A 21,437-nucleotide genomic window follows, 5' to 3' on the forward strand; every position below is an offset into this window, starting at 1 on the left:
TGACCTGCAGTAATGCTGGTGGGCGATACAGGATTCGAACCTGTGACCTCTACCGTGTCAAGGTAGCGCTCTAACCAACTGAGCTAACCGCCCCGGAGCGGTTCCGGAGGTGGAGACGGGATTTGAACCCGTGTAGACGGCTTTGCAGGCCGTTGCCTCGCCTCTCGGCCACTCCACCGGACTCATGCAGGGGTGCGGACGACCCCCAGGGTGTCTCCGAGCGGACGACGGGATTCGAACCCGCGACCCTCACCTTGGCAAGGTGATGCTCTACCACTGAGCCACGTCCGCGTACGATCCGGCGCCGGTCCCCGGTGGGGTCGGCCTGCGCCGTCGTGCAGCTAGAACTCTAACGGAAAGTCGGCACACGGCAAATCGGAGCCCGGGGTGACAGCCGGCCCGGCGGGGACGGCAGATATACAAGGAGTTGTATACACAGGGGTGTGACGTCGGCACCGGTCGGAGGAGTGCGATGGTCCGCTGCGGGAACGCTGTGATGCCGTGGGCGCAGGCGCGTGAGGAGGCGCGGCGGCTCGGGGCGCGCAGCGGCGCCGGTTCCGGGGGGCGTGCCGTACCGCTCGCCGACGCCCTGGGCGGGGTGCTGGCCGAGGAGCTGACGGCGCTGGTGGGTGTGCCGCCCTACGACGCCGCCGCCATGGACGGCTATGCGGTGGCCGGCCCCGGGCCCGAGTGGGCAGTGGCGGGGCGGGTGCTGGCGGGCGGATCCGCTCCGGTGGCGCGGCTGCACCCCGGGCAGGCCGTCGAGATCGCCACAGGCGCGCAGGTGCCGGAGGGTGCGGACGCGGTGCTGCCGTACGAGCACGCGGCCGCGTGCGCCGGCGGCGCGGGCCGGGTGCGCGGCGAGATCGCCGCCGGCAGGCACGTGCGCCGCGCGGGCGAGGACACGTTCGCCGGCGACACCGTCGTGGCCGCCGGGACCGCGGTCACGCCCGCGCTGATCGGCCTGGCGGCATCGCTGGGCCATGACACCCTTCCCGTGCGGCGCCCTCGGGTGGCCGCGCTGGTGACCGGCGACGAGATCGCGGTCGCGGGGCGGCCGGGCGGCGGCCGGGTGCGTGACGCCATCGGGCCGATGCTGCCCGGAATCGTGCGGTCGGCGGGCGCCGAGCCGGCGGGCGATCCGCGGTTCCTGCCCGACGCGCTGGATCCGATGTCGGCCGCCTTGCGGACGGCTCGGGGGGACGGCACGGACGTCGTCGTGGTCTGCGGCGCCTCGTCCAAAGGCCCGGCGGATCACCTCCGGGCCGCCTTGGCCGGAGTGGGGGCGGAGGTCGTCGTCGACGGCGTCGCCTGCCGCCCCGGGCACCCGCAGCTGCTGGCCCGCCTCGGCGGCCCTGGGGAGCGCGGGACGGTCGTGGTCGGTCTTCCGGGCAATCCCAACGCCGCGCTCGCCGCCGCCGCCACGCTGCTGCTGCCCGTCCTGCGCGCTATGGCGGGCGGCCCCGACACCGACCGTGCGCTGCCGTCCTCGATGCGGCTCACGGGCGCGGTCCACCCGCACGGGCACGACACCCGGCTCGTGGCCGTACGGGTCTCCGGAGGCCAGGCCGAGCCCGTCGGCCACGATCGCCCCGGCAGCCTGCGCGGCGCCGCGCAGGCCGACGCCTACGCCGTCGTACCGCCCGGCTGGAGCGGCCCGCACGCCGCCCTGCTGTGGCTTCCGCGCTGAGTTCGGCGGGGCGGCCCGGCGCGGGGCCCAGCCGTCTTCGACGATGCAGCGGGCCAGTGCCAGGCGGCCGGTGGGGGTGAGCGGGGCGTTGGGATGGGTAACATGTGCCACGGAGGGCCTCCTGACCTACTTCAGGTGTTGATCGTGGTCGATTCACACCTGTGTCGGAGGCCCTTCCTTGTTGTCAACCCCGGCCAGGGGTGTCACCAGCCTCAGTGGTCAGTACAGCTAGGGTGCCCGGCATGTGGACCCGCAGCTTCCTGATCCTGCACGGCGTCGAGAACCGCCGCCCGTCCGACCACTGGCAGCACATCCTGGCCCAGCGGCTCCGGGAAGGCGGCGAGCAGGTCTTCTACCCGCAGCTGCCCGATCCCGACCGCCCCGCGCTCGGGGCGTGGACGGAGGCGATCGAGGCCGAATCGGCCATGATGCGCGGCGAGCGGATCGTCGTGTGCCACTCGCTGGCGTGCACGGCCTGGCTCCACCTCGCGGCCGCGCGCGGCGGCGCACCTCCTGCCGACCGGCTTCTGCTGGTCGCTCCGCCGGGGCCGTCGGCGTTCTCCTGGGAGGCGATCGCCCCGTTCTCCGCCGCGTCCCTCGACCCGGCCGGACTCCGCCTCTCGGAGGCGACCCCGCGCCTGGTCTGCTCCGACGACGACCCCTACTGCCCCGAGGGCGCCGACGAGGTGTTCGGGCGCCCTCTGGGCTGCGACGTCGACACGCTGGCCGGTGCCGGGCATCTGGCGGTGCCCGACGGCTACGGGGCCTGGCCCGCGGTCCACACCTGGTGCATTGACCCGGCGACACGCCTGACGGCGGGGTAGGACCGACGTCGCCGGGCGGGCGGCAGCCGGCCTTTCGCCGACGTGTGCGGCGCCCACCGGGATCGGGCCCGAACGGGCGGCCACGGCGTGATCCGCGCTCGACCGGATCGGTTCCGTCCGTGTCGCACGGCCGTGCACGTCAGTCGTCCCCGGCTGCACGCCGGCCGCTGCGCCGGCGCCGCCTCGGGCGTTTCGGCGGCCGTTCCTGGCCTAGACTCGGCTCTCGGAGACCCGTTACCCGCAAGGGCGTGCAGCCGACGAAAGCCGCGGACCCATGACCTCGTCCCATCTCGACAAAGGCGCGCTGGCCAACCCGGTGCAGCGCCCCGCACCGCTGCGCGACAGCGTCTACGAGACCCTGCTGGAGCTGATCACGCGGCGGCGGCTGCCCCCGGGGCGCCACCTCGTCGAGAACGAGCTCGCCGAGCAGTTGGGCGTGTCCCGCCAGCCGGTCCGCGAGGCGCTGCAGCGGCTCAGCAACGAAGGCTGGGTCGACCTGCGCCCCGGGTACGGCGCGTTCGTGCACCAGCCCGGCGAGACCGAAGCCGACCAGCTGCTGGCGGTGCGCTCGCTGCTGGAGACCGAAGCCGCCCGGCTCGCCGCCGGCGTCGCCGCCCCGGAGGGGATCGAACGGCTGCGGGAGCACCTGCGCGCGGGCATGCACGGGCTGGAGCGCGGCGACACCGATGCGATGGTCGACAGCAACGCGGCGCTGCACCACTGCATCGTGCAGCTGTCGGGAAACGCCGTCCTGGAAGGGCTGGCCGGGCAGGTGGCGCGGCGCGTGCGCTGGTACCACGGCCTCGTAGTGCGGCGGCGCGGCCGCCGGTCCTGGGAGGAGCACGAGGCGATCATCGCGGCGATCGAGGCCGGCGATCAGGAGCGCGCCGCCGCCTTGATGCGCGAGCACACCGAAGCCACCCGCGTCGCCTACCACGAGCAGGCCGCCGACGACCCGGACGAGGAGACCGTCGGCTTCTGACGCCGACCGGTGGCCCGCCGGGGCGGGAATTTCCCGGATACGTCTGGCGTGGACGCGGTCTGAGACACCACAATGTATGTTCGTCCTCTCCCGCCGGAGGGGGTAGCGATGGCGCGGACGGCGCCGGACGGTCGACGCCCGGTGTCCCCGCCGACGCCGGGGCCGGACAACCCCTGGGTCCGGCCCCGGCCGACATCGCAGGCGAATGGACAACGGCGATGCTGATTCGGCAGTTCGAGTACCTCGTCGCTCTGGCGCGCGAGCGGCACTTCGCGCGGGCCGCCGTCGCCTGCCGCGTCACCCAGCCGGCGCTTTCGGCCGGCATCCGCAAGCTGGAGTCGGAGCTCGGGGTGCCCATCGTGCGCCGCGGCCACCGGTTCGAGGGATTCACGCCCGAGGGGGAGCGGGTGCTGCGCTGGGCGATGCGGATCCTGGACGAGCGCGACCACTTGGCCGCCGACGTCGAATCCGTGCGCGAGGGCCGGATCGGGACGCTGCGGGTGGGCGTGCTGCCCGAGGCGGCCGCCGCGTTCGGCCGGGCGGCGGCGGAGTTCGGCGCCCGGCACCCGCGGGTGGCGTTGAGCGTGCGCACGATGTCCGCTGCCGAGATCCGGCGCGGGTTGGGCGCCCAGGAGGGCGGCCTCGACTGCGGCACGGTGCGCACGCCGCTGGAGCCGGCGCGCTCGCGCGGGCCCGCGCTGCTGTACCGGGAACGGCCGGTGCTGGTGACGGCCGACAGCGGACGGTTCGCCGACGGGTCGGCCGCGGAGTGGAGCGAACTCGCCCATGCACCGCTGTGTCGGCTGCTGCCCGATCCGTTGTGGCCCCGGGTGGCCGCCGCCGTGGCCGCCGCCACCGGGGCGGAGCCGGCCGTGCGGGTGGAGGTCGACTCGCTTCCGGAGCTGCTGGAGCACATCGGCCGCGGCGGCGGCTGCGCGGTCCTCACCCATTCCTGGCTGGCCGCCGGCGGAGTGACCGGCGGGCTGCGGGCGGTGCCGCTGGCCGAGCCGGCCGAGGTCGGCGGAGTGGGGCTGGCGAATGCCGATCGCCGCCCGGAGCCGCTGCTGGCCGCCGATTTGGCGGCCTTCGCCCGTTCGCTCCCGCTGCAGCGGGACCTGGACGCGGTGCTGACCGGCACGGGGGCCACGGGCGGACTGGTGCCGGAGCCGCGCGCGTCCAGCCCCGGCTGACCGGACCCGGCGTGCCCGCCGGGCGGCGCCGCCCGGCGGGCGGGCCGGTTCAGCGGCGCCGCGGAACGCGCTGCCGGGCCGCCGGAACGCGCTCGCGCAGGAGCGCTCCGGCGAACACCGCCGCCGCGGTGACGACGGCGGCCCCGAGCGCGCCGGTGAGGCGCACGCCGTCGGTGAACGCGTCCTGGGCGGCCGTGGTCAGCGCCTGGGCGGCGGCGGGGTCGAGCTTCTCGGCGGCGGCCGCCGCGGCGCCCAGCGTCTGGGCCGCCTCGGCCGTCACCCCGTCCGGAACGCCGGCCACGTCGCCCAGCCGGTTCCGGTAGACGGCGGTGAGCACGCTGCCGAGCAGGGCCACGCCCAGTGCGCCGCCCAGCTCGTAGGCGGTCTCGGAGATCGCCGAGGCGGCACCGGCGCGCTGAGGCGGGGCAGCGGTGAGCACGGTGCTGTTGGTCAGGGTCTCGGCGAGCCCGATCCCGGTGCCGATGAGGGCGAAGGCCACGGCCACCGGCAGGGCGCCGTCGCGGTCGGGGACGGCGGCCACCAGGACGAATCCGGCGGCGATCGAGGCGAGGCCGCCGACCACCACCGCGGCCGTGCCCAGCCGCCGCGAGAGCGACACAGCGGCGAAGCTCGCCGCCACCGACAGCACGAGGCCGGGAACCAGCACCAGGCCCGCATGTACCGGACTGAGGCCGACGACGAGCTGCAAGTACTGGGTCAGCGCGAACAGCGCGGAGACGATGGCGAAGACGAGCATCAGGTTGGTGCCCACCGCTGCGCTGAACCGGCGCACCGCGAACAGGCGCAGGTCGATCAGCGGGTCTCGAAGTCGCAGCTGGCGGCGCACGAACACGGATCCCATAGCGGCGCCGGCGGCGATCGCGAATGCGGCGGGCGGGGACCAGCCGTGCTCGGCCAGTGTCTTGACGCCGTAGACGGCGGGCAGCATGGCGCCCAGCGACAGCAGCGCGCTGGGCGCGTCCAGTCGGGCGGCGCCGGGTTCGCGCGACTCGGCGACCAGCAGGGGGGCGGCGACCAGGATCAGCGCCGTCACTGGAAGGTTGATCAGGAAGATCGCGCCCCAGTGGAAGCGCTCCAGCAGCCATCCGCCCAGGATCGGCCCCAGCGCCGAGCCCGCGGAGAAGCCCGAGGCCCAGACGGCGACGGCGAGCATGCGGCGGCGCTCGTCGGTGAAGATGCTGCGCAGCAGCGACAGCGTGGACGGCATGAGGGTGGCGCCGGCCACGCCCAGCAGGGCGCGTGCCGCGATGAGCACCTCGGCTCCGGGAGCGTAGGCGGCCAGCAGCGAGGCGGCGCCGAAGCCAGCGGATCCGGCCATGAGCAGGCGCCGGCGTCCGATGCGGTCGCCGAGCGAGCCCATGGTGACCAGCAGCCCGGCCAGCACGAACGAGTAGACGTCGACGATCCACAGCAGTTGCCCGGAGCTGGGGGACAGGTCGGCGCTGAGGTAGGGGACGGCGAAGCCCAGCACCGTCATGTCCACGGAGATCAGCAGTACGGGCAGGACCAGGACCGCCAGGGCGGCCCAGTCGCGCGTCCGCCCGCCGTCGGCGGGGGCTCCGTGCGCCGGGTCGGTTCGGTCGGCGGTGGCCATGTCGTCCTCGGCTTTCCGCGGCGGCCGCCATCGCGGCCCGCATCGACTATACCGTCCAGACGGTACAGTACCGGGTCGGCAGTACAGTCGGGGTGTGAGTTCGACGACGCGGGACCGTATCCTCGACGCGCTCGAAGGAGTCCTGATCGAGCAGGGGCCGTCGGCGGCGACGCTGGAGTCGGTGGCCGACGCGGCCGGAGTGTCCAAGGGCGGGCTGCTCTACCACTTCCCGACCAAGGGCGCCATGACGACCGGACTGGTCCGGCGGCTGGCGGCGCGCGCCGAGGAGGAGTTCGCGGCGGCGCGCCGGAGCCCGGAGGGGGTCGCGCGCTTCTTCCTGCGGACCTCGCTGCCCGGGACGGCCGAGGAGGCCGAACTCTACTGGTCCGTCATCGCCGCGCTGCGCAGCAAAGAGGGGGTTCCCGCCGAAGCCGCGGAGCTGATCGGGCGGATGTTCGAGCAGTGGTCCCGGCTGCTGCACGAGGAGCTGGGCGACCCGGTGCTGGCCGAAACCATCCGTCTGGTCGGCGACGGCCTGTACCTCTCGGCGATCGCCGGCCTGCCCCAGCCCGACCCCCGGCTGCTGGAGCGGGTTCTGGAGCACCTCACCGCCCGGGCCGACGCTGCCAGGTCGGTCGGCGGCGACGGCGCCGCCCCGGCGGACTCTGTCGACTAGGCGGGAAGGTTCCGGGCGCGGCGCCCTTCGGCCCGCCCGGGGGGCCACCGCTGCGCGCGGGGCCCGAGTTGACCCGTGAGGAAAGTCGTGACCTGCGAAAACACAAAGTGGGTCGGCCGTGTCCAGGGTCTGTCCAGCTTTGACCACTATCGTGGTGGGTATGGCTTCCAACGACCACCGCGCAGGAAAGAGTCAAAGCACCCTTGGTCCGGACCGGGTCGAGCGGGGGTCGGGCGGTGAAGCGGAGTCGACCAAGTCGGGGTCGGGCAGCAACGGCGCGCCCGTCCAGTCGGTCGACAGGGCGATCACTGTTCTTGAGATACTCGCTCAGCACGGTGAGGCCGGGGTCACCGAGATCGCGGCCGAGTTGGGCGTGCACAAGTCCACGGCGTTCCGGCTCGTGGGCGCTCTGGAGCGGCGCGGACTGGTGGAGCAGCCCGGGCTGCGTGGCAAGTACCAGCTCGGATTCGGCGTAATCCGGCTCGCCGGGACCATGGCGGCCGGGCTGGATCTGACCCAGCAGAGCCGACGCGTCTGCGAGGACCTCGCCGCCGAGCTCGGGGAGACGGTGAACATCGCCATACCCAGCGGGGACATGGTCGTCAACATCGACCAGGTCCGCGGGGCGTCGGCGATCGTCAGCCAGAACTGGATCGGCAGGCAGAACCCTCTGCACACGACCTCCACCGGCAAGGCGCTGCTGGCCCACTTGCGGCTGCCCGACCAGCGCCGGGTGCTGCGTGGGCATCTGGAGCAGCTCACCCCGTACACCATCACCGACGCCGACAGTCTGCAGGTCGAGATCGACGAGATCCGGGAACGGGGTTTCGCTACGGCCTTGGAGGAGCTGGAGGTGGGCCTCAACGCGGTCGCCGCGCCGATCCGCGGGCTCACCGGCGAGGTCATCGCGGCCCTCAGCGCATCCGGTCCCTCCTATCGCATGGAGCAGGACAAGCTTCCCGCCATCGGTGAGGCGGTCTGCACGGCCGCCATGGAAGTGTCGATCCGGATGGGCCACATGGAGACCGCCGGCAGCTGACCCGGTCGGCTGCCGCGCCCTCGGGTCAGTCCCGCGAAGCGGGCTCGGAGCCCGTAGCGGCGGACACGATCCGGGCGGCGCGCTCGATGACCTCCTCCGCGGGAGGGGCGATGTCGAGCGTGGCGCCCGGTTCGTCGTCTGCCAAGGGCTCCAGGGTGGACTTCTGCGAGCGCAGCAGCGTCTCGGGCATGAAGTGGTCGGTGCGTTCGCGCAGCCGCGCGGCGATGACGTCGGTGGTGGTGTCCAGGTGCAGGAACCGCACGTCCGGCGCCGCCGAGCGCAGGATGTCGCGGTAGGACCGCTTGAGCGCCGAGCAGGCCATGACCGTCGACGTGCCGCGCCGGTCGTGCTCGGTGATCCAGGCCGCCAGCGACTCCAGCCACGGCTGCCGGTCCTCGTCGGTCAGCGCGGTGCCGGCCGACATCTTGGCGACGTTGGAGTCCGGGTGGAAGTCGTCGGCTTCGGCGAAAGCCAGTCCCAGGCGCCGCGCCAAGGGTTCGGCCACGGTGCTCTTGCCCGTGCCGGAGACGCCCATGACGACGAAGTGCGTGCCGTGTGTCATTCCGTGCTCCCCGTGTGCGGATATGTGAGCGCGCCCGATGCGCGCCCTAATAGTGTTATCAATGAAGCTTCGCTGTGCGTCGGGCGCGGTGCCCGCCGCCGTCCGGGCCGAAGGAGACCGATGAGCGCCGCCCCCGACCACCGGACCCTGCACAACCGCGTCCTCGCGGAGGTGGGGCCCGCGATCGCCGCGGGTGACTACGAGCCCGGATCCGTTCTTACCCTGGACCGGTTGGCCACCGGATACGGGGTGTCGCGGACCGTGGCCCGCGAAGCCGTGCGCGTGCTGGAGTCGATGCACATGGTCGTCAGCCGCCCGCGCACGGGCGTTACGGTGCGCCCGCCCGAAGAGTGGAGCGTCTACGACCCCCAGCTGATCCGGTGGCGCCTGGCCGGACCGGGGCGCATCGACCAGCTGCGGTCGCTGACCGAGCTCCGCGCCGCCGTCGAACCCCCCGCGGCCGCCTTCGCCGCCCGCCGCGCCGCCCCCGAGGAGCGGGCGGGCCTGGCCGAGCTCAACGAGCGCATGGTCGCCACCGGTCGCAACGGCGACCTGGAGGCCTTCCTGCGCCTGGACGTCGAGTTCCACCGGCGCATCCTGGAGCTGTCGGGCAACGAGATGTTCGGCGGGCTGACGGGCGTGGTCGCGGAGGTGCTGACCGGGCGCACCGAATACGACCTGATGCCCAGCGCCCCCCGCCCCGAGGCCCTGAACCTGCACACGCACGTCGCCGAGGCGGTCAGCGCCGGCCTGGCCGATGTGGCCCGGGCCGCCATGCACGCGATCGTCGACGAAGTGGTGGCCGCGCTGGAGGACGAGGCCGCCGGCGCCTGAACGCGCCCGCGCCCCGCCCTCCACGGCCGGCGCTCCTGCGGTGCCGTGCCTACAGCACCAGGCTCAGCAGCGCCGCCAGCACGAACCCGACCGTGCCGATCAGCGTCTCCATCACCGTCCAGGTGCGCAGCGTGGTCTTGACGTCCATGCCGAGGAAGCGTCCGACCAGCCAGAACCCGGAGTCGTTGACGTGGGACAGCACCGTGGATCCGCAGGCGATCGCCACGACGATCAGCGACAGGTCGATGGTGCTCAGATCCGGCGAGGCGGCGATGAGCGGCGCGACCAGCGCCGCCGTGGTGGTCAGCGCGACCGTCGCCGAACCCTGCGCCACGCGCAGGCACGACGCGATGACGAAGGCGGCCACGATCACCGGCATGCCGGTGGACTCCAGGCTGGAGGCCAGCGCCTCGCCGATGCCGCTGGCCTGCAGGACGCCGCCGAACATACCGCCGGCGCCGGTGATGAGGATGATCGCGCAGACCGGGCCCAGCGCGCCGTTGACGATCTGCTCGACACGCCGCCGGGTGAACCGGCCGCGGGCGAGCACGGGCATGGCCACCAGCGTGGTGATCAGCAGCGCGACGGGCGTCTGGCCGACGAGGATCAGCGCCTTCACCCAGGTGGCGTCCTCGGGCAGGGCGCCGGTGGTGGTCAGCGTGGTCATGCCGGTGTTGGCGAAGATCAGCAGCATCGGCAGCAGCAGGATGCCCAGCACCGTGGACAGCCGCGGAGCGTCGGAGGGCACCTGTTCGGCGCCGGGCCGCGTCGCCGCCGCGGCCTCCTTGGTTGCGGTGCCTTCGGCCGGAAGCGCGGAAGCGCCCCCGGAACCCGTCTGCGCGCCGGTGTCGCCGGGTTCGGCCGCGTCGGCCTTGCCGAACTCGTCGGGGGCCGGCAGGTGGATGCGGCGACCGGCGTAGAGGGCGTAGAGGTAGCTGGCGATGTACCAGGTGGGGACCGCCAGGACCAGGCCCACGATCAGCGTGACGCCCATGTCGGCGGCGATCTGGTCGGCCGCGGCCACGGGGCCGGGGTGGGGCGGCACGAAGGAGTGCATCACGGCGAAGGCGCCCGCCGTGGGCAGTGCGTACAGCAGCACGGAGCCGCCGAGGCGGCGCGCGACGCTGAAGACGATCGGCAGCATGACGATCAGTCCGGCGTCGAAGAAGATCGGGAAGCCGAAGATCAGTGAGGCCACGCCCAGTGCGAGGGGGGCGCGCCGCTCTCCGAAGGCGTTGATCAGCGCCTGGGCCAGCACCCCGGCACCGCCGGTGATCTCCAGGAGGCGGCCGATCATCACGCCCAGTCCGACCAGTAGTCCGACGCTGGCGAGGGTCCCGCCGAAGCCGTCGAGCATCGTGGGCACGACCTGGTCCAGCGGGATGCGGGTGGCCAGGGCGACGCCGACGCTGACCAGGGTGAGGGCGACGAAGGCGTGCAGCCGCACCCAGATCACGAGTATCAGCAGGGCGGCGATCGCGCCGGCTGCGACAAGCAGCAAGGGCACGGTGCCGTAAGCGGGGTCTATCGCTTCCACGGGGGCCTCCGGGAACGGGATCGGGACGGCGCACGGTGTGACGTGCGTCGTTGGCTGGCGGCAATGGTAATACCATTTGTGAGTCCATGTGATCCTCGCCGTTCGGAATTGTTATGCGCGTGCGCTGCGGAGCCGCGGTCGGCCGGCCGTTCCGCACCCCGCACCGGCCCCGGCGCCCCGCACCCGCCGTCCCTCCGCCCCGGCGAACCGGTGCGTGGAAGGCGGCGCCGCCCGCCGCCCCAGACCCGGCCGACGGCGGCGGAGGAGTGGGCGGCGGCCTTTCCGCGGCCGGAACGGGACCGCCGGGCCCGCTATAGCGCTCCGCGGAGAGCGGGACCGCGCCCGTATGGGCCGCGGACCGCAGCCGCCGGCCCGGCACCCGGGCGGGGCGCCGGTCGAGCCCGGGCCTCGGCGCCGTGCGTCGGCGGCCGCCGCCGGGTACGTCCGCCCCTGGCCGGGGCGTCCAGTACGGCCCCGGGCGGTTCGGTACGTTGGGTAGCACGGCGCGGTGCGCGGGTGGTGCGGGCACCACCCGCAACCGAGGGGGAGGCCGGACTGACCCGGCCGAGCCCGGTCGGCCAGACTGTCACCGGCGGTGCGACCGGTGGCGGAGAACGAAAAGAGCGGGGCGGATGCACAGGCTGATCAACCAGGTACGCCCGTACCCCTGGGGGGCGAAGAGCGCCATCCCGCGGCTGCTGGGCGTCGAACCCGACGGCCGGCCTCAGGCCGAACTGTGGCTGGGCGCCCACCCCGGGGCACCCAGTACCGTCGTCACGCCCCAGGGCCGGTCTTCGTTCGACGAGGTCATCGCCGCAGCGCCCAAGGAGATGCTGGGCGAGAGCACCGTCGAGCGCTTCGGCGAACGCCTGCCGTTCCTGCTGAAGGTGCTGGCCGCCGAGGAGCCGCTGTCCCTGCAGGTCCACCCCGACGCCGCACGCGCCCGCGCGGGCTGCGCCGCCGAAGAGGCGGCCGGAATCCCCGTCACCGCACCCCACCGCAACTACCGCGACCCCTTCCACAAACCCGAGCTGGTGCTGGCGCTGGAGCCCTTCGAGGCGCTGTGCGGCTTCCGCGCCCCCGCCGCGGCACGCGCCGACCTGGACGGGCTCACCTGCGAGCTCGCCGGGATGCTGCGCGGCGACCTGGAGCGCACCGGGGTGCACACCGCGCTGCGCGCCGCGCTGACCCGGCTGCTGACGCTGGACCGCCACGGGCGCGAGCGGCTCGTGGGCGACTTCGTAGCCGAGTGGAAGCGCTTGGGATCGGGCGCCCACCACGACACCGTCATGGAGCTGGCCGAGCGCTACCCCGGCGATCCCGGTGCCGTCGCGGCGCTGCTGCTCAACCGCGTCAGCCTGCGCCCCGGCGAGGCGCTGTTCCTCCCGGCCGGCAACGTGCACGCCTATCTGCGGGGCACGGCCGTGGAGGTGATGGCCGGATCCGACAACGTGCTGCGCGCCGGCCTGACCGGCAAGCACGTCGACACCGCCGAGGTCCTCGCGGTGGTGGACTTCTCCGTGCTGCCCATACCGTTCACCGGGCCCGAGCCGGCCGGGGGGCGCACCGAGTTCCGCCCCGGCGTCGGCGATTTCGCGCTGGCCACCGCCGGGCCGGGGGAGATCGGCACGCGGCTGGAGAGCGGCGTGCCCTCGGTGGTGCTGTGCCTGGACGGGTCGGCCGACCTGGTCGCGGAGTCCGGCGAGGTGCTGGCGCTGCGCCGGGGCGAGTCGGTGTTCGTGCCGGCCTGCTGCGGCCGGGTCAGCGTGCGCGGGCACGGGCACCTGGTGGCGGCCACGGTCGGCGACCGCGCAGACGACTGACGCGCGGACCGCGGCGGTGCGCGCCCCGCCGGTTCCCTCGGGCGCGCCCGCCGCGGAGGCCGACCGGGCCCGGGGGCCGGCCCGGCCGGGGCCGACGCGAGTCAGCCCAGCGTCTCGCCGACCTTGACGCGGCCCTTCAGCAGGTCGCGGGCGATGGTGCGCCGCTGGATCTCGTCGGTGCCCTCGAAGATGCGCAGCAGCCGCAGGTCGCGGTACCAGCGCTCCAGGGGCAGTTCGCGGGTGTAGCCCATGCCGCCGTGGATCTGCATCATCCGGTCGACGATCTCGTTGGCCTTGACACCGCCGAAGAGTTTGGCGATCGACTGGGCGTGGCGCGAGTCGCGGTTCTGGTCGACCTGCCAGGCGGCGTTGAGCACCAGCAGCCGCAGCGCCTCGATCTCGGTCTGGGAGTCGGCGATCATCCACTGGATGGCCTGGCGCTCGGCGATGGGCTCGCCGAAGGTGGTGCGGGTCTTGGAGTAGTCGATGCTCATGTCCAGCATCCGCTCGCAACCGCCCAGCGCGCGGGCCGGCAGCAGGTAGCGGCCCTTGCCGATCCACTGCATGGCCAGCTCGAAGCCCTTGCCGACCTCCCCGAGCACGTTGGCCTCGGGCACCCGGACGTCGTCGAAGAACAGCGAGGCGGGGCGGCGCTCGCCCATGGTGTCGATGGGCTCGGAGGTCCAGCCGGCCTCGCGGTCGACCAGGAAGCAGGTGACCCCGCCGTTGGCGCCCAGCTCGGGGTCGGTGACGGCGAAGACCAGCGCGAAGTCGGCCTCGCAGCCGCCGGTGATGAAGGTCTTCTCGCCGTTGATCACCCAGTCCGAGCCGTCCTTGACGGCGCGCGCCCGGATCGCTTTGGCGTCGGAGCCGGCGCCGGGCTCGGTGATGGCGAAGCAGGAGTGCCGCTCGCCGGCGATGGTGGGCAGCAGGTAGCGCTGCTTCTGCTCCTCGTTGCAGTGGAAGAGGATGTTGTCGGCCTCGCCGCCGAACTTGAAGGTCAGAAAGCTGCGGCCGAGTTCGGTCTCGATGATGGCGGCCGAGACCGCGTCCAGGCCCATGCCGCCGTATTCGACGGGGGTCTGCACTCCCCAGAAGTCGGACTTGCGGGCCAGTTCCCGCAGCTCGCGCACCTCGTCGGCGTTCAGGCCCGGAGCGGCGCCCTCGCGCTCGCGGCGCAGTACGTCGTTCTCCCGCGGGATGATCTCGCGTTCGACGAAGGTGCGCACCCACGCCCGGATCTCCCGCTGCTCCTCGCTCAGTCCGAAGTCGACCATGCGTCCCCGCTCCTCTGTTTACCTAACGGTGTTCGGTTTTGAGCGTAGGCGCTGTCCGAGGACCGGCGCAAGCGCGCGGCGGCGCCGGAAGCAGCGCCGGGCCCCGGGACGCGGGCCGCCGCTGCGGCCGGATCCGCATCCGCCCGCCGGGCGTGGCAGGATCGCACCAGACGCCGTCGCGCCGGGCGGCGGCACCCGACGAGACCACGGGAGGACGGCGTGGCCCGACCCAGGACGCCGATGCTGAGCGTGAGCGGCATCCGCACGGCCGCGCTCGCGCTCGTCGACCGCGACGGCCTGGAGGGCCTCTCGATGCGCAGGCTGGCCCAGGAGCTCGACGTCCAGGCGGCGTCGCTCTACAGCCACTACCGCACCAAGGAGGACCTGCTCGCCGACATCGCCAACGAGATCATGGCCGAGGTCGACGTCTCGGGCTTCGCTTCCGGCGACTGGCGCAGCGGCCTGACGGTCTGGGCGCGCTCCTACCGCGCGGCGCTGGCGGCCCACCCCAACCTCGTGCCGGTCGTCGCCGCCGGGCCGGGACGCCGCGAAGCCGCGCTGCGCCGCGCCGACGCCGTGCACGGGGGCCTGGTCGCCGCCGGCTGGCCGGCCCGCCACGCCACCATGATCGGCGCCTCTACCAAGTACCTGGTGGTGGGCGCGGCCATGAACTCCTTCGCCCGCGGATTCGACGACGACGTCCAGGTCTACCGCGACCGCTACCCCAACCTGTCCCAGGCCCACCGGCTCTCCGAGCACGCGGCCGAGATCGACGACGACAGCTTCGAACTGGCGCTGTCGGCGTTCCTCGACGGCCTCGACCGGACCTTCGCCGCGCTCGGAAGCGACCTCGGCGCCGCCCGCGCCGCCGAGGGATAGGAGCCCGCCGGGAGCCCTCCGCCGACCGGCCCCAAACGGCTCCGGGGCCCCGTCGATCTTGTAGCTACGGTGACTGAAAACGATTTTCCGCTACGGTAGCTACAAGGTCGACGGTTCTGTGCAGCGGCCGCTACTCCAGGCGCAGGCGCGCCGCCGCCGCGTCCCATGCGGCGGTGTCGGCGGCCGGCTCGTAGCGGCGGGGCCGCTGGGTGGCGTGGATCAGGTGCCGCAGGTCGGCGTGGGAGGCGCCCGGGACGGCGGCGCGGGCCTGGACCGCGAGGTTGCCGATGGCCGTCGCCTCCACCGGGCCGGCCTCCACCGGCAGGCCCAGGGCGTCGGCGGTCCACTGGCACAGCAGCTCGTTGCGCGCGCCCCCGCCCACCAGGTGCACCACCTCGATGTCGCGTCCCGCCAGCGCGCACGCCCGCCGCAGGGTGTCGCGGTGGGCCAGCGCCAGGCTCTCCAGAACGCAGCGCAGCAGCGCACCGCGATCGGCGGGCTCGGCCTGGCCGGTCTCGCGCAGGTGCGCGGAGATGCGCTCGGGCATGCCGCCGGGCGGCAGATAGCGGGGGTCGCCGGCGTCGATGAGGCCGGCGAACGCCGGCGCTGCGGCGGCCTCCTGCAGCAGCCCCGGCAGCGCGGAGTCGTCCAGGTCCCACGCGCGCAGGCACTCCTGGACCAGCCACAGCCCCATGATGTTGCGCAGGAACCGGGTGGTGCCGTCGACGCCGAGCTCGTTGGTGAAGTTGGCGGCGCGCGCCTCCTGCGCGGTCACCGGAGCCTCCAGCTCCAGACCCGCCAGCGACCAGGTACCGCAGGAGACGTAGCCGAACCGCTCGGTGCGCGCCGGCACCGCCGCCACCGCCGAAGCGGTGTCGTGGGAGGCGACGGCGGCCACCGCAGTGCCCGCGTCGAGTCCGGTGTGCTCGGCGGGGCCGGGCAGCAGCGTGCCGATGCGCTCGCCGGGGGAGCGCAGCGCGCCCAGCAGGGCCGGGTCGATGCCGGCCGCCTCCGCCAGTTCGGGCGACCAGCGGCGCGTGGCGACGTCGAGCAGGCCGGTGGTGGAGGCGTTGGTGGCTTCGGCGCCGCGCTCTCCCGTCAGCCAGTAGGCCAGCAGGTCGGGGATGAGCAGCAGCGCGTCCGCGCCGTGCAGCTGCGGTGTGCCCCGCGCGGCGGCGAGCTGGAAGATCGTGTTGAAGGGCAGGAACTGCAGCCCGTTGCGGGCATACAGCTGCGCGGCGCCCAGGCGCTCGACCATCGCGGGTGCGACGGTGCCGGTGCGGGGATCGCGGTAGTGGTGGGGCAGCCCCAGCAGCGCGCCGTCCGCGTCGAGCAGGCCGTAGTCCACGGCCCAGGAGTCGATGCCGACCGAACGGGGCGCGTGCGGCGCGGCGGCGCGCAGCCCGTCGAGCATGCCGTGGTAGAGGCCGCCGATGTCCCAGTGCAGTCCGCTGGGCAGGCGCAGCGGCCGGTTGGGGAAGCGGTGCACCTCGGTCAGCGCGAGCTCGCCGGGGCCGATGCGGCCCGCGACGACGCGCCCGCTGGAGGCGCCCAGGTCGACGGCGGCGAAGACGTCGGAGGAGGACACGGCGGGCCTTTCCGGGTGAGAGCGGCCGGCGGGCCGCGGGGAGGTCGGGTGCGGTACCCGGCGCCGGACGGGAAGCCGGGGCGGGGCGTCGGCGGAGAAGGGGCGGGCAGAGTGAGGGCGGGAGCGTCGGCGCCCCCGCCCCCGCCCGCCTCAGCGCAGGAAGGCGGCCGCCACGCCCGCATCGACGGGGACGTGCAGCCCGGTGGTGTGGCTGAGCTCCCCGCAGGTCAGCGCGTAGACGGCGTTGGCCACGTTCTCCGGCAGCACCTCGCGCTTGAGCAGGGTGCGCTGGGCGTAGAACGCGCCCAGCTCCTCCTCGGGTACGCCGTAGACGGCGGCGCGCTGGGCGCCCCAGCCGCCCGCGAAGATGCCCGAGCCGCGCACGACCCCGTCGGGGTTGACGCCGTTGACGCGGATCCCCTCGCCGCCCAGTTCGGCGGCCAGCAGCCGCACCTGGTGGGCCTGGTCGGCCTTGGCCGCCCCGTAGGCGATGTTGTTGGGGCCGGCGAACACCCCGTTCTTGCTGCAGATGTAGACGATGTCGCCGCCCATGCCCTGGCGGGTGAGCACCCGCGCGGCCTCCCGGGAGACCAGGAACGACCCGCGCGCCATGACCCGGTGCTGCAGATCCCAGTCCTGCTCGGTGGTCTCCAGCAGCGGCTTGGAGACCGACAGCCCCGCGTTGTTGACCACCAGGTCCACACCGCCGAAGGCCAGGACGCTCTCCTGCAGCGCCGCCGCGATCCCGTCGGGATCGGTGACGTCGACCGCCACCGCGACCGCGGCGTCGGCGCCGCCCAGTTCGGCGGCCACCTCGGCGGCGGCGTCGGTGTCGCGGTCGGCCACCGCCACGCATGCGCCCTCGGCGGCCAGGCGACGGGCCGTGGCCCGGCCGATGCCCGAACCGCCGCCGGTCACCAGCGCGATCCGGGTCGCCAGCGGCTTGGGCGCCGGCTTGCGGCGCAGCTTGGCCTCCTCCAGCTCCCAGTATTCGATCCGGAACTTCTCCGACTCGGGGATGGGGGAGTAGGCGGAAAGCGTCTCGGCGCCGCGCATGACGTTGATCGCGTTGGCGTAGAACTCGCCGGCGACCCGCGCCGTCTGCTTGTCGGCGCCGAAGGAGAACATGCCCACGCCCGGGACCAGCACGATCGCGGGATCGGCGCCGCGCATGGGCGGCGAGTCCGCGTCGGCGTGGCGCTCGTAGTAGGCCCGGTAGTCCTCCCGGTAGGCGGCGTGCAGCTCGCTCAGCCGCTCCAGGGCCTGGTCGATCGGCGCGTCGGCGGCGACGTCGAGCACCAGCGGGCGCACCTTGGTGCGCAGGAAGTGGTCCGGGCAGGAGGTGCCCAGGGCCGCCAGCCGCTCCAGCGCGGAGCGCGAGACGAAGTCCAGCACCGCCTCGCTGTCGGTGTAGTGGCCCACCTGCGGCCGGTCGGTCGAGGCCAGCCCGCGCACCGCCGGCAGCAGCGCGGCTGCGCGCTCGCGGCGCTGCGCCTCGGGCAGCGGCGCGCGGCCCGCGACGACGTCTCCGAAGGGGTGGGGCCCGTCCGTGCCGCGTTCGGCGATGAAGCGCTCGGCGGTGCGGATGATCTCCAGGGAGTTGGCCTCGCACTCTTCGGCGGTCTCGCCCCAGGCGGTGATGCCGTGCCCGCCCAGGACCACCCCGACGGCTTGCGGGTTGTCCCGCTTGATCGCCGCGATGTCCAGCCCCAGCTGGAATCCGGGGCGGCGCCAGGGCACCCAGGCGACCTTGTCGCCGAAGCACTCGGCCGTCAGCTTCCGCCCGTCGGCGGCGCAGGCCAGCGCGATGCCGGAGTCGGGGTGGAGGTGGTCGACGTGGGCGGCCTCGACCAGGCCGTGCATCGCGGTGTCGATGGAGGGCGCGGCACCGCCCTTGCCGTGGGCGCAGTAGTCGAACGCGGCGACCATCTCGTCTTCGCGCTCGACGCCCGGGTAGACCCCGGGCAGGGCGCGCAGCCGGTCCAGCCGCAGCACCGACAGCCCCGCTTCGGTGAGCGTGCCCAGGTCGCCGCCGGAGCCCTTGACCCACATCAGCTCGGTGCCCTCGCCGGTGACGGGGTCGGTGGCGGTGCCTTTGGCCGAGGCGTTGCCGCCGGCGTAGTTGGTGTTGCGCGGGTCGGAGCCCAGCCGGTGCGAGCGCTCCAGCAGCGCCGCGACCTGGGCGTGGGTCGTCTGCTCGGTCATGTCGTCCCCTGAAGTTCGCTGGATGTGTGCTGCTGGGCTCAGTCGACCGCGAAGTCGGCCACGTGGACGGGGGAGGGCTCCTCGCCGGTGCTCGGCTCCTGGTAGAAGACCGACAGCCGGCCGTCGGAGTCCAGACGCGAGTCGTCGACCAGGACTTCCCCGAAGGAGTCGATCCCGGCCCCGTCGTAGACGGTGCGCCAGTCGCTGTAGTCGGAGGCGGCCGTGGCGGCCAGGATGGTGCCTCCGGGCAGCACGGCGTAGGCGTCGTCGTCGGGGCCCAGCACCAGGCGCGAGCGGCCGAAGGCGTCCACGCGCTCGGGCAGCTCGGTCTTGTGCCAGGAACCGGAGTCGTCGCGGAAGATGTGGAAGGGGCGGGCCCACTGCTCGCGCTGGCCGACGAAGTCGCCGACGCACTGTGTGAAGCGCCCGGGCACGTAGCTGACCATGATGTGGGGGGCGCCCCCCGAGTCCACGGCCTGGGACTCCTGGTTCATCAGCGCGTGGTCCACACCCAGCGGGTCGACGACGTGACCGGGGGTGTCGACCGAGACGCGGTTGCCGGTGCCGGTTTCGGCGGCGAGCCGCCCGTCGTCGGTGCGCCAGGTGCGGCCCATGTCGTCGCTGTAGACGTAGCCGGTGTCGTGGTTGGCCAGGCCGCCCGGGTCGCACAGGATGTCGCCGCCCGCGGCGGTCTCGCGCCAGGTGAAGGAGGCGTGCAGCCGTCCGTCGGTGTCGTAGCCGATGCCGTGCAGGTACATGTTGCGGGTGCCGCTGGTGGCGCCGTTGGCGGCGTATCCGCCCTCGGCCGAGGACCAGGCGCCCACGTTCGTCCAGTCCTGTCCGGTGTACTCGGCCAGCTCCAGGACGCCGTCGCCGGACCCGCCGGTGCGGTAGGTCAGCTGCAGGCCGCCGTCGGGGGTGGGCACGAACCGGGGGTAGGTGATGCCGCCCGGATCCAGGCCCTCCAGACTGCGCTGGACCTCCCCGAAGGAGTCGGCTTTCCAGGGGCCGCGCCCGTCGGCCAGGCCGGTCTGCGAACGCAGGTAGTACACCGTGGAGTTGTGCGTGTCCATGGCGATGTGCAGCCGCCCGTCCTCGGCCGAGACGCCCATCGCGATGACGTTGTGGGAGTCGTCGGCGCTGAGCTTGTGCGGGAGCTCCACCGTCTGCCACGCGGCGGGGGTGCCGGCCGGGCGGCGGGCGATCACCGCGGTGCGGTCGGCGGTGTACCAGGCCGCGTACTGGTAGCGGCCGTGGGTGAGGATGCCCTCTTGCTGGAAGGAGTTGTTGTTGACGATGCCGTCGTAGGACTCGAAGTACAGGCCCTGCTCGTCCAGGACGCTGTCGCGCACCAGTTCGGCGCCGGGCCCTGCGGAGGCCCCGGTGTCGGCGGACGCGGGGGCGGTGGCGGCACCGAGCGCGGTGAGCGGGACGAGCGCGGCCAGGCCGGCCGCGGCCAGCCGGTGCCGGGCGGAGGTGCGCGGTGCGGGGTGTGCCGTCGCCATCGTCAGGCCCCCCATCCGGCCTGCTGGCCGCCGACGCGCTCGGCGGCGATCGCCTCCATGTAGCCCGAGCGGGAGAACGCCGCCATGGGGTCGGGGTCCAGCCCTTCCTCCGCGCGCAGCTCGGCCAGCAGCGGGCGGACGTCGGTGTTGTAGGCGTCCATCAGCACCGCGTTGGCGCCCAGCACGTCGCCCGCGCTCTGGGCGGCGGACAGCGCCTCGGCGTCGACCAGCAGGGCCTTGGCGGTGGCTTCCTGGACGTTGAGGACCGAGCGGATCTGGCCGGGGATCTTGGGCTCGATGTTGTGGCACTGGTCGAGCATGAAGGCGATGCCCTCCTGCGGCTCGAAGCCGCCGCCGCGCACGACCTCGTACATGATCCGGAACAGCTGGAAGGGGTCGGCCGCGCCCACCATCAGGTCGTCGTCGGCGTAGAAGCGGGAGTTGAAGTCGAATCCGCCGAGCTTGTGCTCGCGCAGCAGGAAGGCGACGATGAACTCGATGTTGGTGCTGGGCGCGTGGTGGCCGGTGTCGACGACGACTTGGGCCTGGTCGCCGAGTTTGAGGCAGTGGGCGTAGGCGGTGCCCCAGTCGGGCACGTCGGTGGTGTAGAACGCCGGTTCGAAGAGCTTGTACTCCAGCAGCATCCGCTGGTCGGGGCCCAGCCGCTCGCGCACGGCCTCCAGCGCCTCGGCCAGCCGGTCCTGGCGGGCGCGGATGTCGTCCTGGCCGGGGTAGTTGGTGCCGTCGGCGAACCACAGCTTCAGGTCGGCCGATCCGGTGGCGTCCATGACGTCGACGCAGGCCAGCAGGTGGTCCAGGGCTTTGGCGCGGACGGCGGGGTCGGGGTTGGCGACACTGCCCAGTTTGTAGTCGTCGTCCTGGAAGACGTTGGAGTTGACGGTGCCGATGCGCACGCCCTGCTCGCGGGCGTAGTCGGCCAGCTCGCGGTAGTCGTCGACGGTGTCCCAGGGGATGTGCAGGGCGACGCTGGGGGCGGCGCCGGTGTAGCGGTGCACCTGTGCGGCGTCGGCGATCTTCTCGTGGGGCGTGCGCGGGACGCCCGGCTGGCCGAAGACCTTGAAGCGGGTGCCGCTGTTGGCGAACGCCCAGGACGGCAGCTCGATGGCCTGCTTGCGCAGCGCGGACTTGACGGCGCTGTGGTCGGTCATGGAGGAGGGCTCCTCGTGGTTGTAACGATTCAAATTCCGGTC

17 protein-coding genes, 3 tRNA genes and 1 pseudogene are annotated in these 21,437 nt (G+C 73.6%); 9 read left to right on the forward strand and 12 right to left on the reverse strand.

The features are described 5' to 3' along the window. Positions 1 to 16: 16 nt before the first annotated feature. The 3 genes from HNR25_RS22430 to HNR25_RS22440 form a co-directional block, all read right to left on the reverse strand. Positions 17 to 93 (reverse strand) — tRNA-Val (locus HNR25_RS22430). Positions 94 to 107: 14 nt separating this feature from the next. Continuing rightward, positions 108 to 178, reverse strand: a tRNA-Cys gene (locus tag HNR25_RS22435). Between the two features lie 41 nt (positions 179 to 219). Further along, positions 220 to 291 (reverse strand) — tRNA-Gly (locus HNR25_RS22440). 181 nt (positions 292 to 472) lie between these two features. On the opposite strand from HNR25_RS22440, the gene HNR25_RS22445 reads away from it, so the two are divergent. Continuing rightward, positions 473 to 1,690 (forward strand): molybdopterin molybdotransferase MoeA, encoded by a 1,218-nt coding sequence (locus HNR25_RS22445; RefSeq protein ID WP_184638435.1) that lies wholly within the window; start codon positions 473 to 475, stop codon positions 1,688 to 1,690. Between the two features lie 9 nt (positions 1,691 to 1,699). Here HNR25_RS22445 and HNR25_RS26930 read toward each other — a convergent pair. Next, positions 1,700 to 1,801: pseudogene (locus tag HNR25_RS26930) on the reverse strand (IS481 family transposase); the annotation flags it as partial. A gap of 131 nt (positions 1,802 to 1,932) precedes the next feature. Here HNR25_RS26930 and HNR25_RS22455 point away from each other — a divergent pair. From HNR25_RS22455 to HNR25_RS22465, 3 genes are all read left to right on the forward strand, one after another. Beyond that, a complete protein-coding gene (locus tag HNR25_RS22455; RefSeq protein WP_184638437.1) occupies positions 1,933 to 2,514 on the forward strand; it encodes an RBBP9/YdeN family alpha/beta hydrolase in 582 nt (193 codons plus the stop codon). Between the two features lie 274 nt (positions 2,515 to 2,788). Continuing rightward, on the forward strand, positions 2,789 to 3,496 hold the full coding sequence (locus HNR25_RS22460; protein WP_184638439.1) for a GntR family transcriptional regulator: 708 nt from the start codon (positions 2,789 to 2,791) through the stop codon (positions 3,494 to 3,496). A gap of 218 nt (positions 3,497 to 3,714) precedes the next feature. Then, on the forward strand, positions 3,715 to 4,686 hold the full coding sequence (locus HNR25_RS22465; protein ID WP_184638441.1) for a LysR family transcriptional regulator: 972 nt from the start codon (positions 3,715 to 3,717) through the stop codon (positions 4,684 to 4,686). Between the two features lie 49 nt (positions 4,687 to 4,735). On the opposite strand, the gene HNR25_RS22470 is transcribed toward HNR25_RS22465, so the two are convergent. Next, positions 4,736 to 6,301 (reverse strand): MFS transporter, encoded by a 1,566-nt coding sequence (locus HNR25_RS22470; protein ID WP_184638443.1) that lies wholly within the window; start codon positions 6,299 to 6,301, stop codon positions 4,736 to 4,738. Positions 6,302 to 6,395: 94 nt separating this feature from the next. Between HNR25_RS22470 and HNR25_RS22475 the strand changes: the two genes are divergently transcribed. After that, positions 6,396 to 6,977, forward strand: a complete 582-nt coding sequence (locus tag HNR25_RS22475; RefSeq protein WP_312862691.1) for a TetR/AcrR family transcriptional regulator — start codon at positions 6,396 to 6,398, stop codon at positions 6,975 to 6,977. A 160-nt stretch (positions 6,978 to 7,137) separates the two neighbouring features. Further along, on the forward strand, positions 7,138 to 8,016 hold the full coding sequence (locus tag HNR25_RS22480; protein ID WP_184638445.1) for an IclR family transcriptional regulator: 879 nt from the start codon (positions 7,138 to 7,140) through the stop codon (positions 8,014 to 8,016). 25 nt (positions 8,017 to 8,041) lie between these two features. On the opposite strand, the gene HNR25_RS22485 is transcribed toward HNR25_RS22480, so the two are convergent. Next, complete coding sequence (locus HNR25_RS22485) at positions 8,042 to 8,578, reverse strand: gluconokinase (RefSeq protein ID WP_184638447.1); 537 nt, start codon at positions 8,576 to 8,578, stop codon at positions 8,042 to 8,044. 120 nt (positions 8,579 to 8,698) lie between these two features. Between HNR25_RS22485 and HNR25_RS22490 the strand changes: the two genes are divergently transcribed. Continuing rightward, positions 8,699 to 9,412 carry a FadR/GntR family transcriptional regulator gene (locus tag HNR25_RS22490; protein ID WP_184638449.1) on the forward strand — a complete coding sequence of 238 codons (714 nt, stop codon included), beginning with the start codon at positions 8,699 to 8,701 and terminating at the stop codon, positions 9,410 to 9,412. A gap of 49 nt (positions 9,413 to 9,461) precedes the next feature. Here the strand turns inward: HNR25_RS22490 and HNR25_RS22495 are convergent, their stop codons facing one another. After that, positions 9,462 to 10,949: a GntP family permease gene (locus tag HNR25_RS22495; RefSeq protein WP_184638451.1), complete on the reverse strand. Its 1,488-nt coding sequence runs from the start codon at positions 10,947 to 10,949 to the stop codon at positions 9,462 to 9,464. Positions 10,950 to 11,581: 632 nt separating this feature from the next. Here HNR25_RS22495 and manA point away from each other — a divergent pair. After that, entirely contained in the window at positions 11,582 to 12,772 is a 1,191-nt protein-coding gene (gene manA / locus HNR25_RS22500; protein ID WP_184638453.1) for a mannose-6-phosphate isomerase, class I, read from the forward strand. Positions 12,773 to 12,873: 101 nt separating this feature from the next. Here manA and HNR25_RS22505 read toward each other — a convergent pair whose 3' ends face one another. After that, positions 12,874 to 14,049, reverse strand: coding sequence for an acyl-CoA dehydrogenase family protein (locus HNR25_RS22505; RefSeq protein ID WP_184638455.1), 1,176 nt, complete (start codon positions 14,047 to 14,049; stop codon positions 12,874 to 12,876). A 219-nt stretch (positions 14,050 to 14,268) separates the two neighbouring features. On the opposite strand from HNR25_RS22505, the gene HNR25_RS22510 reads away from it, so the two are divergent. Then, positions 14,269 to 14,928, forward strand: coding sequence for a TetR/AcrR family transcriptional regulator (locus HNR25_RS22510; RefSeq protein WP_184638457.1), 660 nt, complete (start codon positions 14,269 to 14,271; stop codon positions 14,926 to 14,928). Positions 14,929 to 15,058: 130 nt separating this feature from the next. Here the strand turns inward: HNR25_RS22510 and HNR25_RS22515 are convergent, their stop codons facing one another. From HNR25_RS22515 to rhaI, 4 genes are all read right to left on the reverse strand, one after another. Next, positions 15,059 to 16,516 (reverse strand): rhamnulokinase, encoded by a 1,458-nt coding sequence (locus HNR25_RS22515; protein ID WP_184638459.1) that lies wholly within the window; start codon positions 16,514 to 16,516, stop codon positions 15,059 to 15,061. Between the two features lie 150 nt (positions 16,517 to 16,666). Then, positions 16,667 to 18,721, reverse strand: a complete 2,055-nt coding sequence (locus HNR25_RS22520) for a bifunctional aldolase/short-chain dehydrogenase (protein ID WP_184638462.1) — start codon at positions 18,719 to 18,721, stop codon at positions 16,667 to 16,669. A gap of 38 nt (positions 18,722 to 18,759) precedes the next feature. Next, positions 18,760 to 20,226, reverse strand: coding sequence for a BNR repeat-containing protein (locus HNR25_RS22525; protein ID WP_184638464.1), 1,467 nt, complete (start codon positions 20,224 to 20,226; stop codon positions 18,760 to 18,762). 2 nt (positions 20,227 to 20,228) lie between these two features. Further along, complete coding sequence (rhaI, locus tag HNR25_RS22530; RefSeq protein ID WP_184638466.1) at positions 20,229 to 21,395, reverse strand: L-rhamnose isomerase; 1,167 nt, start codon at positions 21,393 to 21,395, stop codon at positions 20,229 to 20,231. Between the last annotated feature and the right edge of the window lie 42 nt (positions 21,396 to 21,437).

The organism is Streptomonospora salina, assembly GCF_014204715.1.
Lineage (GTDB): Bacteria > Actinomycetota > Actinomycetes > Streptosporangiales > Streptosporangiaceae > Streptomonospora > Streptomonospora salina.